The organism is Acinetobacter sp. T_3_1, assembly GCF_025377055.1.
Taxonomy (GTDB): domain Bacteria; phylum Pseudomonadota; class Gammaproteobacteria; order Pseudomonadales; family Moraxellaceae; genus Acinetobacter; species Acinetobacter kookii.
Genome location: NZ_JACHVD010000002.1, coordinates 86507 through 101659 on the forward strand (window position 1 = coordinate 86507; position 15153 = coordinate 101659).

Annotated in this window: 13 protein-coding genes; 9 read left to right on the forward strand and 4 right to left on the reverse strand. The window is 43.4% G+C overall.

The window, feature by feature from the left end; translation table 11 throughout:
- The first annotated feature begins 25 nt into the window (after positions 1-25).
- Together H4I94_RS03050 and dnaX are read left to right on the forward strand one after the other, a co-directional pair.
- Positions 26-475 carry a copper resistance protein NlpE N-terminal domain-containing protein gene (locus H4I94_RS03050; protein ID WP_261181434.1) on the forward strand — a complete coding sequence of 150 codons (450 nt, stop codon included), beginning with the start codon at positions 26-28 and terminating at the stop codon, positions 473-475.
- A 133-nt stretch (positions 476-608) separates the two neighbouring features.
- Positions 609-2726, forward strand: coding sequence for a DNA polymerase III subunit gamma/tau (gene dnaX, locus H4I94_RS03055; protein WP_261181435.1), 2118 nt, complete (start codon positions 609-611; stop codon positions 2724-2726).
- A 2-nt stretch (positions 2727-2728) separates the two neighbouring features.
- Here dnaX and H4I94_RS03060 read toward each other — a convergent pair whose 3' ends face one another.
- Both H4I94_RS03060 and H4I94_RS03065 read right to left on the reverse strand, forming a co-directional pair.
- Positions 2729-3166 (reverse strand): acyl-CoA thioesterase, encoded by a 438-nt coding sequence (locus tag H4I94_RS03060; RefSeq protein WP_261181436.1) that lies wholly within the window; start codon positions 3164-3166, stop codon positions 2729-2731.
- 159 nt (positions 3167-3325) lie between these two features.
- Complete coding sequence (locus tag H4I94_RS03065; protein ID WP_261181437.1) at positions 3326-4486, reverse strand: iron-containing alcohol dehydrogenase; 1161 nt, start codon at positions 4484-4486, stop codon at positions 3326-3328.
- A 116-nt stretch (positions 4487-4602) separates the two neighbouring features.
- On the opposite strand from H4I94_RS03065, the gene H4I94_RS03070 reads away from it, so the two are divergent.
- From H4I94_RS03070 to H4I94_RS03085, 4 genes are read left to right on the forward strand one after another with little or no spacing between them, the layout of a single operon-like run.
- The gene (locus H4I94_RS03070) at positions 4603-5127 is read left to right on the forward strand and encodes a low molecular weight protein-tyrosine-phosphatase (protein WP_092818313.1); all 525 of its coding nucleotides are present in this window, start codon (positions 4603-4605) and stop codon (positions 5125-5127) included.
- 12 nt (positions 5128-5139) lie between these two features.
- Positions 5140-6174, forward strand: coding sequence for a UDP-N-acetylmuramate dehydrogenase (gene murB, locus H4I94_RS03075; protein WP_261181438.1), 1035 nt, complete (start codon positions 5140-5142; stop codon positions 6172-6174).
- 5 nt (positions 6175-6179) lie between these two features.
- Positions 6180-7307: a YdcF family protein gene (locus H4I94_RS03080; RefSeq protein WP_261181439.1), complete on the forward strand. Its 1128-nt coding sequence runs from the start codon at positions 6180-6182 to the stop codon at positions 7305-7307.
- Positions 7307-8350 carry an alpha/beta hydrolase gene (locus tag H4I94_RS03085; RefSeq protein WP_131274543.1) on the forward strand — a complete coding sequence of 348 codons (1044 nt, stop codon included), beginning with the start codon at positions 7307-7309 and terminating at the stop codon, positions 8348-8350. Before H4I94_RS03080 ends, H4I94_RS03085 begins: the two co-directional genes overlap by 1 nt.
- Positions 8351-8732: 382 nt before the next feature.
- On the opposite strand, the gene H4I94_RS03090 is transcribed toward H4I94_RS03085, so the two are convergent.
- The gene (locus H4I94_RS03090; RefSeq protein WP_261181440.1) at positions 8733-10403 is read right to left on the reverse strand and encodes an FMN-binding glutamate synthase family protein; all 1671 of its coding nucleotides are present in this window, start codon (positions 10401-10403) and stop codon (positions 8733-8735) included.
- 549 nt (positions 10404-10952) lie between these two features.
- Positions 10953-11954, reverse strand: coding sequence for a helix-turn-helix transcriptional regulator (locus tag H4I94_RS03095; RefSeq protein WP_261181441.1), 1002 nt, complete (start codon positions 11952-11954; stop codon positions 10953-10955).
- Positions 11955-12226: 272 nt separating this feature from the next.
- On the opposite strand from H4I94_RS03095, the gene H4I94_RS03100 reads away from it, so the two are divergent.
- The 3 genes from H4I94_RS03100 to H4I94_RS03110 are packed head-to-tail and all read left to right on the forward strand — an operon-like array spanning position 12227 to position 15150.
- Complete coding sequence (locus tag H4I94_RS03100; RefSeq protein WP_261181442.1) at positions 12227-13747, forward strand: circularly permuted type 2 ATP-grasp protein; 1521 nt, start codon at positions 12227-12229, stop codon at positions 13745-13747.
- A gap of 24 nt (positions 13748-13771) precedes the next feature.
- Positions 13772-14374, forward strand: coding sequence for an alpha-E domain-containing protein (locus H4I94_RS03105; RefSeq protein WP_261181443.1), 603 nt, complete (start codon positions 13772-13774; stop codon positions 14372-14374).
- Complete coding sequence (locus H4I94_RS03110) at positions 14371-15150, forward strand: transglutaminase family protein (protein WP_261181444.1); 780 nt, start codon at positions 14371-14373, stop codon at positions 15148-15150. The genes H4I94_RS03105 and H4I94_RS03110 overlap by 4 nt, the downstream gene beginning before the upstream one ends.
- Positions 15151-15153 lie beyond the last annotated feature (3 nt).

A 15153-nucleotide genomic window follows, 5' to 3' on the forward strand; every position in this document is an offset into this window, starting at 1 on the left:
CGATTCTAGCTGCTGTTGATATTTTATGAAAAATGTCGTGTTAATTCCTTTATTGGCAAGTGCTGCGTTATTGGGATGTCAGGATGCTAACCAATCGGATACGCAAGCCAAGGCATCGATAGAATCGCAAAAGCAACAGGCAGCATGGGCAGGAAAATATGAAGGGACAACGCCATGCATGGGCTGTCTTTCACGTTGTGATGATTGTCCGGGCATGGCTGTGAGTTTGGCATTGCATGAGGATCAAACCTATACCTTAACCCGTGAAAGTTTGAGTGGCCATAACGAATTGGAAACCCTGACTGGTCAGCTGCGTTTCGATGCCAAAGATGAGAACAAAATTGAGCTGATCAATGTGCCTACACGTAATTTGCTTTATGTGGATTTGGATGAAAAAGTCCTCGAAATTCGTGTAGACAAGACGGCAAAACCTTATCAGATGCAAAGTGATTTTCTTTTAGGTAAGTTGGCTTAATTCGCTTATTCAGACAATTTTAAATCCTGTACTTAAGCCGGATAAATACAGGATTTTTATTGCGCAAATGCTGCCATTTATTTCACTATTTTATAAAAAAACAGTATGCTTAGACCTGTAAAAAGGAGCATACATGTATCAAGTACTTGCACGAAAATACCGTCCACGTAATTTTAAGGAATTGGTGGGGCAAAACCATGTGTCACGCGCATTAACGAGTGCCTTGGAACGTGGTCGGTTACATCATGCGTATTTGTTTACCGGGACTCGCGGAGTAGGTAAAACCACCATTGCCCGTATTTTGGCAAAATGTCTGAACTGTGAAACTGGTGTGACCTCAACACCGTGTGAAGTATGCCCAACCTGTAAGGCAGTGAATGAAGGTCGTTTTATCGATTTAATCGAAATTGATGCAGCATCACGTACAAAAGTAGAAGATACACGTGAATTGTTGGATAATGTTCCCTATGCACCTACACAAGGTCGTTTTAAGGTTTATCTGATCGATGAAGTGCATATGCTCTCGACGCATTCCTTCAATGCCTTACTCAAAACATTAGAAGAACCGCCAGAACATGTGAAATTCCTGTTCGCTACAACCGATCCACAAAAATTACCGATTACCGTGATTTCACGCTGCCTGCAATTTACTTTGCGTCCGCTGGCAGTTGATGAAATTACCGAACATCTGAGCAATATTCTCAAGCAGGAACAGATTCAGGCCGAACAGGATGCGATCTGGCAAATTGCCGAATCTGCCCAGGGTTCACTTCGTGATGCGCTATCATTAACCGATCAGGCCATTGCCTATGGTCAGGGTGAAATTCAGTATCAAGATGTCAAAGACATGTTGGGCCTGATTGACCGCACCATCATTTATGATCTGATTTTAGCTATTCACCAAAACCAGAAAGCCCGTGTCAGTGAATTGCTGATGCAATTCCGCCAGCAGGCGCTGGATGTTTCACTGGTTCTGGATCAGTTGATTTCAACCCTGCATGAGCTGGCATTGTTGCAATATCTGCCTGAGCTGAGCTTGAAATACAGTGCTGAAATCAATCAAAAGATTATGCAGTTGTCGCAACGCATTTCAGCACAAGATTTACAGTTGTATTATCAGGTGGCTTGTAAAGGCCGTGCTGACCTGCAACTTGCCGTGACGCAAGAGCAGGGCTTTGAAATGTGCGTATTGCGCTTATTGGCGTTCCGTCCATTACAGCCCAATGAAATTCCGCTATCACAAGCATCGGTCGTTACAGAAAACGTTCAGTCCGTCGTACCACAGCCGGTTCATTCAGAAATTTTACAGCAGCAAGCATCGCAGCATGTAGCGGTAGAGCCGGACCCTGTTGAATCAACAGCTGTATATGATGATTTTGATGAGTCTCAGTATGATGATGACCCATTTAATGAAGTTGCAGCTCAATCTTCTATAGATGAACCCAGTTCGGATGATTTCCTGGAACAGGACACGGTAGAAGATGAAGTTGTATCTCCAGCATCAAATACGCCATTGAATCCGGCTCAAGCACAGTCGGAAAAAATTGTCTTTGATCCCTCCAGTGACGATGCATTATTTGGCTTTGACGATGAGCCTGAAGCAGTAAGCACTACAGCTGATGAAGGCAGCAGCGATGATTTCCTGTTTGATGAAATAGCACCTTTAGCAACCGGTGAAGCCACACCGACCGAATCTCAAGCTGAAGTTCCGGAGCAAGCTCAGCAAGCAGTAGAGGAAACAGCCCAAGATTCATTATTTGATTTGGCAGCTGAGCCGGCTGTTCCGGCACCTGAAGATCTACAAGGCAATCTGACCGATGCTTCATCGAAATTGATGCCACAAGATATTTTAAAACTAAAGCCTCAGGTTCTTGAAGGCGAATGGACGGTGGATAAGTGGGAGTACTGGTTCCGTAACAGTCATCTGTCACCGGCAGTTCAAGAATTGGCACAACAGGGTGTAATGACGGGGCAAATCAATGGTGAAACGATTTTCCATATTCCAAAGCAATATGAAGCGTTGTTGACCCAGTTGCAGCATGCCTTGGAGCAGGCATTAAAAACCGAATGGCCGGGTACACATTTTCAGGTTCATTATGCAGATGTAGAAACCACAACGCCGTATAGCATGCAAAGTGAGCGTAAAGAAAAAGCCTATGCACGTGCGGCAGAGCTGCTGCATGCAGAACCAGCAGTCAAGGAGCTTCTGCAAAACTTTGACGGTGAAATACAGAATATTCAGCTCAAATAAGCTTATTCATTCACACTATATTGGTATAGCGCATCCCGTATTTTAATTGGAATCGGGGTGCTTTTTCGTGTTTGCCGGTCTACAAATACATGCACGAAATGACCTTGTGCAGAAGCCACCTCATGACCCTGTTTAAAAATGGCCAAATCGTATTGTACGGATGAATTGCCCAGTTTCGAAATTGCTACGCCGACATCAATGATTTCAGGATAAGACAGTTCCTGAAAAAAACTGCATGACGAATCGACCACCAGGCCAATGACTGGCGAATAGCGAATGTCAAAGTCTGCTTTTTCGATCAGCAGGGCATTGGCAGCGGTATCAAAATAACTGTAATAAGTCACATTGTTGACGTGTCCATAAATATCATTATCCGACCAGCGGGTTTGAATCGGTAAAAAGTATGAAAAATCGGCACGATGTTTAGGAATCTGTTTCATTGCTATAGTCACTTTAATGATTTCATTTTTTTCTGGGAAGCCTATGAAAATACAAGTTAAAAATAGCTCATCTCAATAAAACTGGATGACCTGTAATAACTGTAAAAGCAATTTGGATATTACTTAAATCTTTATTTTTATTAGCAGTATAAGTTTGATTTAAGCATAAATAGCTTGATAAATTTCCCGTGCGTCATGTTGGTTGAGATCACGCGGGTTATTTTGCAACAGCCGGGTTTGTAGCATCGCATCATTGGCCAGTTGTTCCAGCATATTTTCAGGCACATTCAAATCTTTCAACCTTAAAATCAGGCCGCTTTTGTCCAGATGATTCTGCATGTGGTCAATAAATAAATCACATAGACCGTCTGTACTGCCGTTGCTTTTCGGGTCAAGCCAGCACATCAGCTCGGCATAGTACTGTTTAGCATTCGGGGCGTTGAACTTTAACACTTCGGTCAACACCAGAGCATTGCTATGCCCATGTGAAATATGAAAATGTCCGCCTAAGGGATAAGCCAGCGCATGGACTGCTGCCACTGGAGCATTGGCAAAGGCCTGTCCGGCGAGCATGGAGCCGACCAGCATATTTTGCCGTGCTTCTAAATTCTGCCCATCTGCCAGGACCAAACTTAGATTTTTATTGAGTAATCTTAACGCCTGTTTGGCTAACATGTCGGCATAGGGATTCTTTTTGATTTTTGAAGTATAGGCTTCAATCGCATGCACCATCGCATCGATGCCGGTTGCCGCTGTAATATGCGCAGGCAGGTTCTGTGTAAAGGTTGCATCTAAAATGGCGACATCGGCAAATAAAACTGGAGCAACAATACCGGTTTTGCTGGTTTCACCTGTAGTGACAATCGAGATGGGGGTAACTTCGGAACCTGTACCTGCCGTGGTCGGAACCAGAAACAGCGGTAATCTGGGGTGTTTGGCATTATTGATGCCATATAAATCCTGCAAGCGCTGTTGTTGCTGCGGATGAGCCAAAACTGCAATTACTTTGGCAACATCCAGTGAACTGCCACCCCCGAACCCCAATATGATGTCCGCTTGTTCATTTTTAGCGAAGTTTACAGCGTCCAATACAATCTGTTCAGGGGGATCGGCCTGAACGTTGGAATAAATCGCATAGGGCAGTCGAATCGATTCTAAAATTTCTATAATCGGCATATGCAGTTGCTGCTGAATGATGCCAGCATCGGTGACCAGCAGCAGTTTTTTATAAGCGTGTTGTTGTAATAATGGCTTTAACTCATAGATCGAGCCCAGTCCAGAAATAATATTCGAGACGGTTTGAAATTGAAAATGGCTCATCTATTGCTTCCTTTTTGATATCAAATTCAAGATTATTGTTTTAGTGTTCTATAGGATTCATCCTCTAAATAACTTAACATAAGACACCTGAAAATAAAGCAGTAATTGAGGTTGTTATGTCATCCAAAACGCCCTATAAGGTGTTATGTGTATGTTTAGGAAATATTTGCCGCTCTCCCACGGCAGAAGTTGTTCTTAGGCATTTTTGTGATAAACAGCAACTGAATATTATGATCGACTCCGCAGGAACCAGTAATTACCATCCTGGAAAAGCACCAGATGAGCGTAGCCAGAAACATGCCTTAAAGCGCGGTTATGATTTATCATCGTTACGGGCGCGCCAGTTAAAAGCGCAAGATTTTCTTGAATTTGATCTTATTCTGGCGATGGATCATGAAAATTTATTCAATATTCAAGCGCTTCTACAACAGGCTGAAAAGGCCTATGCTGCCAGTCAAATTCGGGCAAAAATTGCATTGATGAGTGAATACGATCAGAATTATCCCAAACAGGCCTTGCCGGATCCATATTATGGCGGGGCGGATGGCTTTGAGCGTGTACTCGATCAGTGTGAATCGAGCAGCTTGGCGTGGGTGGCTATTTTTGAACAGCAGTTCAAACAACAGATTGATGTGAAATAAAGGTTTAAGCACATGAATATTCAAACTCAAATTCAACTTAAGCCTTTTAATACCTTGAGTCTTGATGCAACCGCATCGCATTACTGCAAAGTACAATCTACCGCTGAATTGGTAGATGCCTTAAATTATGCCAAGCAACAGCAGTTAAATGTTTTGATTTTGTCGGGTGGCAGCAACATGCTATTGCCTGAAAAAATCCATGCGCTTGTGATGCATATGGACATTCAGGGTATTGAAGATATTGCCGAAGATGATGACAGCAAGACCATTCGTGTCGGGGCTGGGCAAGTCTGGCATGACTTTGTGCTATGGACCACAGAAAATCATTTATATGGCCTGCAAAATCTGGCGCTCATTCCAGGTCTGGTGGGTGCGTCTCCGGTACAGAATATTGGTGCTTATGGAGTAGAAGTGGGCGAGTTTATCGAGTCGGTTCAAGTCTATGATCGTCAGCTGGAACAATTCAGCACCATTCTGGCTCAAGATTGTCACTTTTCCTATCGGTATAGTATTTTTAAAGACGATCCAAATCGTTTTGTGATTACTCATGTGACTTTTAAATTGCTTAAGCAAGCACATTTAATGCTGAATTATGGTGATCTTAAGCAGGCGGTAGGTGAAGATCAGACGGCTGAAAACCTGCAAAAACAAGTGATTCAGATTCGTCAAAGCAAATTGCCAGATCCAAAAGAATATCCTAATGTGGGAAGTTTCTTTAAAAATCCGATTATTTCTGAACAGCTTTTTGACCATTTAGCACAGACATTTCCACAATTACCCCATTATCCTCAGGCCAAAGGTGGCGTTAAAATTGCAGCAGGCTGGTTGATCGATCAATCGGGCTGGAAGGGTAAAAAACTGGGCATGGTGGGCATGTTTCATAAGCAAGCCTTGGTGCTGGTGAATTATGATCAGGCCAATCTGGCAGATGTTCAAGCCACCTACCAGGCTGTACAGCATGATGTACAGCAAAAATTTGATATTTTGTTAGAGCCTGAACCGGTGCTGTTTGATGAAACCGGTTTAATTCGTTCACACATGGAATAAAAATGATGGCGAAATCGCATTGGATGGTACGACTGGTACAAATAGCTTCAGTGCTATTTGTACTGTTCGGCTGTTTCATGGTTTTGCTTTATTCACCCTTTTATTCTGGTTGGGTCGTGAGTGCGCTGAACAGTTTTGTGCCTGTAGAAGTGAATCAGGTGGCAGCAAAAAGCCAGCAAATGGCAGCCTTGAGTGAACATGAAAATCTGGAGCCAGGTTCCAGAGTCTGGATTGCCCGTCAAGCCTACCTGAAATTGATGGAAGAGGCGATCCAGTCGCAAAATTCACAGGATTTAATTCTGATTCAGGCGCGTTACAAGGCCTTGCAGCAAACCATTGAAGATGCCCAGATTCAGGAAGAACAACAACAGGACAAACCGCAGGTTCCGCTGCTGGCAAAGCCGGTCGAGGCTGCATCTGAAGCAGAAGATCCAGCTCAAACGGTTAAAGACTTGCTGGATTTAAACAGTACTGAAAATCAGGCCTTAATGGAAAAATATCTGGATTTTCTGCGCAAGCATGAAATAGAAAAGGAAAAGGTGGCCAGCGAAGCTGTCGATGAAACCATCTATCAGGATATTGCCCTGATTCAGGAGCAAAATGAACAATCACAGCCACAAAGTTCTAAACCCTATGCGATTGTGGTTCTGGGTGGCGGGCTAACACTGGATAAAAACAGAAAGGATATAGTAGTAAACAAATATACCCGTCTGCGCCTGGAAAAAACCTTAGCCATAGAACAGCAGTATCGCTTACCGATTGTGCTGAGTGGTGTAGAAGCACCTTATATGCAGCGCTGGTTAAAGGCATATAATGTCGATGCGAAACTGCTGGAAGACCGCAGTATGAATACCTGTGAAAATTCGCGTTTTAGCTCATTATTATTGCAGAAAAAAGGTGGAGCTCCACGGGTGATTTTGATTACTGACCGTTATCATATGCCGCGTACCCGTCGTTTATTTGCCTTGAATGGTATTGAAACTGTACCCGTAGAAGCACCCATGCCGACTCAATTGACCAAGTGGCGTCCAAGTGAACAGAATTATGACCATAGTCGCCGTGCCAATTATGAAATGTTAGCCACTATTCGTGATATCTGGTTTGGTTCCAGTGATTGCCGAGAGGTACCTTAATGCCCGATATTCCATTCTTAAATCCTGCCATTTTAAAACAGCTGGATTTACCCGTTCCAAGCCGTGAAACCACACCTCAGTTACTTGAAGCATTAAATCTGAACAAGCCTTATCAGCCTTCAGTCGAAATTCAGGCTTATCGTCAGTTATATGGTTTGCATCTGCTGGATTGTGAGCATTGGCAAGGCTATGTACAAATGCCTTTGTTTAAATTGCATGTACAGGTGTTTCAACCACATCTGGAAAAAATTGCCTTGCCGAAAATACGCGGTACGGTATTTTTACTGCATGGCTATCTGGAACATAGCGGAATTTACCAGCCGATTATTCGTGAATTGCTGGAACAGGGGTTTAGTGTCATTACTTATGATTTGCCCGGTCATGGCCTCAGTGATGGTTCTCCGGCAAACATCAAGAATTTTGACCATTACCAGCAGGTATTGCATGCGGTTTATCACTACATTAAAAATGCTGAACAATTGCCGAAACCTTGGTTAGGCATCGGGCAGAGTACGGGTGGTGCCATCTGGATGCATCATTTGCTGGAATTTGCCCAACGTCGTGAAAATCCCTATGTAGACCGTGTTTTATTGCTTTCACCCCTGATTCGACCGGCCAAGACGGCGTGGTGGCATAATTCGGTCGGTCTGGGTATTATCCGGCGTATTAAGCGTCAGGTACCACGGCATTTTAGACGCAATAACCACAATCCTGAATTTCTGCGTTTTGTTCGTTTAAAAGATCCGTTACAGCCCCGTATGATGGGAATGGACTGGATTCTGGCCATGTCAAAATGGATGCAGGAAATGGAAGCGCGTCCTGCTTGCCGCATTCCTGTCTGGCTGGCACAGGGAGCGCAGGATCAGACTGTGGACTGGCGTTATAATATCGAGTTTATTCGTCGCAAGTTCCGTTTGCAGACATTATTGATGCTGGAAGAAGGATCACACCAGTTGATTAACGAACGTGCCGATATCCGTGCAGCCTTAACTGGTTTGATTCCGGCTTTTTTACATGCCCAAAGCTCGTCTGGTTATTATTGATATTCTCTATTGCATCCACACTTAAAAGAGGCCATATGGTACTGCTGTCCCATAGTTGAATTCCAGGTGTTAGATTTGTGAGTGTGGCAAGGATGCCACACATTCCCCATCATGACAGGACGTCATGTATGGGGAATAAAGACTTTTGCCTACTTTTGGTCTGTCAAAAGTAGGGTTCAGCCTACACAAAGCAACTTAAACTTTTAAAGAAAAGACAAGGCTGTGAAAAGTTAAATATAAATAAATATCAGTTAATTAAACATAAAATATCACCATATTGATTCGGTGCTGAAAATAAAATTCAAATTATGAGACAGTGCTGGCCCATGTAGCCTCTTTTTTGATTCTTTTTAATGTATTTTACTCTGAATTTGTGCCGCGATTAAAATCTATCCGCATGGGCTAAATTCCAGATGCGATAATAGAAGTTTTCATCATCTCCCGCTTTGCAGTTGAGTAATTCACCTTCTTTTAACCAGAAGTGTAACTGGGCATAATTCTTGATTTCCCGATCATTAATGCGCTGGGCTAAATGATGTGGCTTGATATCTGCCGGATGTTTCAAGCCTGCGACTGCAATCATTTCAGATAAGGCACGCAGGGTATTTTTTTGAAAATTCAAGACACGAACGGCCTTGCTGGGAACATGCAGGGCTTTTTGCCGTTCCTGATCTTGAGTGGTAACACCCACCGGACATTGGTTGGTATGACAACTTTGCGCCTGAATACAGCCGATGGCAAACATAAAGCCACGCGCCGAATTGACCCAGTCCGCCCCAATCGCCATGGTGCTGGCAATGTCAAAAGCACTGATAATTTTGCCGCTTGCTCCGATCTTGATTTGATCTCTTAAACCTGCACCGACCAGGGTGTTATGGACAAACAGTAGACCTTCCCGTAAAGGTGTACCTACGTGGTCAATCAGTTCAATCGGGGCAGCACCACTACCGCCTTCAGAACCATCCACTACAATAAAGTCCGGCACAATGTGAGTTTCAAGCATGGCTTTGACAATACTCATGAATTGCCAGGGCTGACCAATACAGAGTTTAAAGCCCACCGGTTTACCGTCAGACAGTTCACGTAGTTGCTGGATGAAATGCATCATTTCAATTGGGGTGCTAAATGTAGAGTGTTGGGCCGGAGAAACACAATCATGTTCGCGGCTCACTCCGCGTATCTGAGCAATCTCTTCTGAAATTTTGCTTTTAGGCAAAATTCCGCCATGACCGGGTTTTGCGCCTTGAGACAGCTTGATTTCTATCATCTTGATTTGCGGTAATCGGGCTTGCCGGGAAAATTTTTCCGGATCGAACTGACCTTCCAGGGTGCGGCAGCCAAAGTAGGCGCTGCCGAGTTCCCAGACAATATCTCCGCCATTTTCCAAATGGTAAGGACTGATACTGCCTTCACCGGTATCATGATAAAAATTGCCCATTTTCGCCCCCAGATTCAACGCCCGAATCGCATTGGCGCTCAGGCTGCCAAAACTCAGGGCGGAGATATTCATAATGGAGGCGCTATAAGGGTGCCTGCATTGAACATTGCCGATTTGAATACGGAAGCTTTCAGGATCGGCAGGTTTGCATGGCGTAATGGAATGGGTGATAAAACGGTAATCTTGCTGGTAGACATCAATCAGGGAACCAAACGGTTTATCGGCATTTTTATTCTTGGCACGTCGGTAAACCAGACTGCGTTGCATCCGTGAAAATGGCAGGGCATCCTGATCATTTTCAATAAAATATTGCCGGACTTCAGGACGAAACTCTTCAAAAATAAAGCGAAAATGTCCAATGAGGGGATAATTTTTCAGGATTGAATGCTGATTTTGCAAGATATCATATACGCCAACCAGCGTCAGGATTCCTGAGATCAGCCATAAAGAATTCAGAAAGGGATCGGAAAGAAAATAATGAATAGATTGGGGTTCATAGATAATCCGAAACCAGCTAATAGTTAAGGTAATGAAAATACAGCTAAACCAGACCGAATATCGTGAGAAAAAAGTATTTAAAAATCTATGTCTGATGGCTTGGGCTGGAACTGGCATTTTCATGTTTTCCATCAAATGGTTCATAACATGAATTTGCCTATTTTATATACACGGTACAAGTTCTGATTTGTAAAACCGCTAAGGGGAAGTAAGGGTAAATCTCGGCTTAAGGTTGAGTGCAGGCATTATTGATTTTAATGATCCTTGAATTTAATCAAAGTTGGAATGCGCACTACAGATGAGCGGCATATAAACACAGGGAAATAGAAATTCAGAATAAATGCTTAATAAATAATCAGCTTAAAACTTCAGATCTTATGCTTTCACAAAGCAGAGATTATAGATTAGATTGGTTTTATCCAAGCCACAAGAGGTAATTGATATGACCATGAAATCCATTCGCTATAATAGTGGAGAACTGGCGTGCTAAAGCACAATAGGTTTTTCTCCATGTGTAAAATCAGTCACTATCAAGCTTTGTGTCGGGGTGAGAAAATAAAGCTTGATGTTCTAGAAGCCCACCAGACCATACTAAAAATAGATCCAAGCAGAAATATTCTATAGTCCCAAAGATTGGGACTTTTTTATTGTTTATTTTCAGGGCTTTTATTCATCTGCGATTTGGCGAACTGCATTGGAAACTTCAAGCGGTTCGATGTGCTGAATCTTGTTGCCAAAACTCCTTAGCCACCATGCTAGTTGTGAAGTAAAAGGCACGCTTGCAGTGACTTGGGCCAAACCGTTTTCTAATTTTTCAATCACCTGGTCAGTGCTGAGCTGGCTTTCATCAAAATAATGTGCATCTTCTTCTGTCATAGTCAGTTTTAAGGCCACATTATGGGTCGGTTTGTTGTAGTCGACCCTAAAGCCTAAGGCACCGGATTCAATATAGGCATCAATATCAAAGTTCACCGGGTGCATTGCGCGCGAATTGAGCACCACAGCCGATTTAAAACGATGCAGGGCAAAGGTCTGAATATCGGTTTTATCATGGCGGGTACAAATGAGATAAATAATTGCACCTTTTTGTACCAATGCTAAGGGATTCAAAATATAGGTTTTTTCTTCACCAGAATAGCTGCGTCCCTGATAGACACATTCCAGCTGTTTGTCTTGCAGCAAACCTTCATAAATGGACTGCTGCGCCAGTTTGTCGACGACAGGGGGAATCAGCGGTTGAGTCGCCGGGACAATCCGCACGCGGTTAATCCATTGGCGTACATTGTTTTGGGTCGACAAGCTGCGACGCGCCAGATCGAACCACGGATTCATCTCTTCAATCAGGCTAGGCGGCAACAGGTGTTTTAAATGTTCCTCGACCATCATAAAGGTGACCGCCTGTGAGCTGGTCATATGCGGCAAACTTTGAATAGGTGCATCTAAACGCCAGCGCCAGCCCTGAGGCACGGTTTTACTGCTTTCAATCGGAAAACGTAGCGAGATCTGATTTAAATCACGTTGAATGGTACGCAGGCTGATATCAATCCCTTCACGCTGCAAAATTTCCTGCAATTCACGGGTACCCATCCATTTCCCGGTAGAAAGACGAGATAAAATTTGCCACTGACGATACAGGCTATTTGACGTTTCTTTTTCTTGTGAAGACATAACTAAAATTAAAGATCGGGTAGAGTGTTTATATATCCATTAAATGATGAACACAATAAAAAAACTGAATTATTTTCGCAAGCATGGTTGCTCAAAACTGTGCATATTTTGACCTGGATTTATCCGGAAATTCCTTAAAATGAATAAAATCACAATAAATCAGGAACCTAAAGAATAATTGGCATGCTTGTTGCTTTAGTCTGTTGACAATAGAAAATACTTACGAGGTTTGTATGCTTAAAGAAAATCAAGATACAAATTCGATAGCGTCAATGGAGACGTTTTCCCACAATGAAGTGGCAGAGAAGGGCAATGAGTCTTTAACAACCTCATTTAGACCTCAAACTAAATTGAATTCTTTATTTCAACAATTTAAATCACATTTTTTTAATGAATTGGTTGATGAACAGGGGATGACGGGTGAAACCTGCCAAAAGCTAGAACACTGGTTATCACAACATACTTTGGAAGAGTTGAAGTCGCTCAACCAGACGGCCAAGGAACATTTTTTATATGACGGTATTACCTTTGCTGTTTATGGTGAGTCTGAAGGAATTGAGCGAACCATTCCCTATGACCTGATTCCACGGGTGATGGAGAAAAAGCAATGGAACAAGGTGTCGCTTGGCTGTGCGCAAAGGGTGCGTGCACTGAATTTATTTTTACACGATATTTATCATCAACAGGACATTTTGAAGGCCAATATTGTGCCTGAGTTGCAGGTATTGGCGCATGAAGCTTATCAGCCACATATGTATGCACATGACCTGAAAGGAAAAATTTACAGCCAAATCAGTGGGATCGATATTATCCGTGACCGTCATGGTGAATTTTATGTGCTGGAAGATAATTTAAGAACACCATCCGGTGTGTCTTATATGCTGGAAAGCCGGAAAATTAGCCAGAAATTAATGCCACAGCTGTTCCAGCAAAATAACGTTTTGGGTATCGAGCAATATCCTCAGTTACTCAAAGAGATTCTGGCTGAAAATGCCTATGTCGATAAGCCTTTTATTGTGGTTCTGACGCCAGGTCGCTACAACAGCGCATATTATGAACATTCCTTCCTGGCAAGGGAGATGGATGTGCCTTTAGTGACATCACGTGACCTTTTTGTAGAGAACGATAAGGTTTATGTCAAAACGATTCGTGGCAGACAGCGGGTTGATGTAATTTATCGTCGAGTCGATGATGCATATCTCGATCCTTTATGCTTTTTGCCGGATAGCACCTTGGGTGTACCCGGCTTAATGTCAGCTTATTTAAATCACAATGTGGTGATTGCCAACGCGCCGGGCACCGGAGTGGCTGATGATAAATCAATCTATCCGTATGTGGATAAAATGATTCATTTTTATCTGGGCGAGCAGGCCATCTTAAAAAATGTGCCGACTTATCTGTGCCGGGAAAGTGAAGATCTGGAATACGTCCTGGCCAATCTGGAACAACTGGTGGTGAAAGAAGCCCAAGGCTCAGGCGGTTATGGCATGTTGATTGGTCCGCAGGCCTCAAGCCGCCAGATTGAAGCTTTTAGAGACAAAATTAGTGCGGCTCCGCATTTGTATATTGCACAGCCGACGCTGGATTTATCGGTTTGCCCGACCTTGACTGATTTTGGCGTGGCAGAGCGTCATATCGATTTACGGCCTTTTGTCCTCAGCTCACCATCCCGCACCGAGATTGTTCCGGGTGGTTTGACACGGGTCGCCATGCAGGCCGGGTCGCTGGTAGTGAATTCTTCACAAGGGGGTGGCGTTAAAGACACCTGGGTTGTCGATAACCTGCATTCATAAATATCTAACCATGGGAAGGAAATTATGATTTTATTAAATAGCAATGCTCAGCATATTTTTTGGTTAGGTCGGTATTTAACCCGGATTCAATATACCTGTAGCCAGTTTCCATTTGTGGAAGATCAGGATGCATTGCAATATGCCCATGCTTTTTGCTTGCCTGCTTTTGATGCAAGCTCACTCAATGCATTATTGCTGGATATTGAACAACCGTCGTCTTTTCATCAACAATTTCAACATGCCAAAGACAACATACAGGACTTGCGTGGCGTACTTTCAGCAAAAGCCTATGCAGAATTAAATCAGCTGATTAAAAATGCCCATGCGAATGCGAGTTATATTTGTGATGTGGCGGCAGATTGTCATGATGTTTTCGAGGCTGAATCGGAAGATGTGTTCCTGTTTTTTAGCCTGGGACAGAATATTGAGCAGCTGGACCGGCAAATCCGTCTAAAACAGGACCAGCGCACGACTTTGGACAATATGGATCAAATTGTTGACCTGCTGGCGCAGATTGGCTGGGATAAGCTGGATAAAGCTTGGCAGCAGCTTAAATTAAGCCCGGATAGTATGAATTTTTATCACTTTAGTGATCATATTCAAAACCTGTTTGAGGTGGATGTATGAAGTTGATGATCAATCACCAAACGCATTATCAATATAGTGATCCGGCTTGCAACAGTATCCAGTACATTAAAATGACGCCAGGCAGCAATGCTCATCAGCATGTGCATTGTTGGGATGTCAGTGTGCCCGGGCTTAAGCAAACAAAAAACGATGCCTTTAACAACATCTGGATTACCAGTTCGCAGCGACAGCCCTACAGCCAAATGACCATCATGGCGCAGGGCATTGTCGAGATTAACCCTGATACGCAATTTGGAATTGGTACGGAGCTCAATCCACAAATATTTTTGCAACCGACATCAAGTACGCTGTGCAATGCAGAGATGAAAAGTTTTGCAGATTGCTATGTTCCCCGTATCAATCGGGCTAACCTGATAGTACTGTCCGAGGCCATCCTGAATTATATTCCCTATACACCTGACCGTACTTCGGTACACACCTCTGCAATGGAGGCTTTTCAATGCCGGCAAGGGGTATGCCAGGACCATAGCCATGTCTTCATTGCCATGTGTAAATATTTAGGCCTGCCGGCACGTTATGTATCCGGGTATTTATTTGTACCCCATACCTCTCATCTTGCCAGTCACGCTTGGGCAGAGGTTTTTTTTGAAAATTCGTGGTATTGTTTTGATACCAGCAACCAGTTATTTACGCCTAATACACATATATATGTCGCCATAGGACGTGATTACTGGGATGTTGCGCCAGTGCGAGGGATACGGGAGCGTGGAGGTGTTGAATCCATGAATTCTATCGTTCAAGTGCTCGCTTGCTGAAAA

Excerpts from the sequence above, each read along its gene's own strand:
- H4I94_RS03050 (WP_261181434.1), top strand. The coding sequence starts at position 26 with ATGAAAAATGTCGTGTTAATTCCTTTATTGGCAAGTGCTGCGTTATTG.
- dnaX (WP_261181435.1), top strand. The coding sequence starts at position 609 with ATGTATCAAGTACTTGCACGAAAATACCGTCCACGTAATTTTAAGGAA.
- H4I94_RS03060 (WP_261181436.1), bottom strand. The coding sequence starts at position 3,166 with ATGAAACAGATTCCTAAACATCGTGCCGATTTTTCATACTTTTTACCG.
- H4I94_RS03065 (WP_261181437.1), bottom strand. The coding sequence starts at position 4,486 with ATGAGCCATTTTCAATTTCAAACCGTCTCGAATATTATTTCTGGACTG.
- H4I94_RS03070 (WP_092818313.1), top strand. The coding sequence starts at position 4,603 with ATGTCATCCAAAACGCCCTATAAGGTGTTATGTGTATGTTTAGGAAAT.
- murB (WP_261181438.1), top strand. The coding sequence starts at position 5,140 with ATGAATATTCAAACTCAAATTCAACTTAAGCCTTTTAATACCTTGAGT.
- H4I94_RS03080 (WP_261181439.1), top strand. The coding sequence starts at position 6,180 with ATGGCGAAATCGCATTGGATGGTACGACTGGTACAAATAGCTTCAGTG.
- H4I94_RS03085 (WP_131274543.1), top strand. The coding sequence starts at position 7,307 with ATGCCCGATATTCCATTCTTAAATCCTGCCATTTTAAAACAGCTGGAT.
- H4I94_RS03090 (WP_261181440.1), bottom strand. The coding sequence starts at position 10,403 with ATGCCAGTTCCAGCCCAAGCCATCAGACATAGATTTTTAAATACTTTT.
- H4I94_RS03095 (WP_261181441.1), bottom strand. The coding sequence starts at position 11,954 with ATGTCTTCACAAGAAAAAGAAACGTCAAATAGCCTGTATCGTCAGTGG.
- H4I94_RS03100 (WP_261181442.1), top strand. The coding sequence starts at position 12,227 with ATGGAGACGTTTTCCCACAATGAAGTGGCAGAGAAGGGCAATGAGTCT.
- H4I94_RS03105 (WP_261181443.1), top strand. The coding sequence starts at position 13,772 with ATGATTTTATTAAATAGCAATGCTCAGCATATTTTTTGGTTAGGTCGG.
- H4I94_RS03110 (WP_261181444.1), top strand. The coding sequence starts at position 14,371 with ATGAAGTTGATGATCAATCACCAAACGCATTATCAATATAGTGATCCG.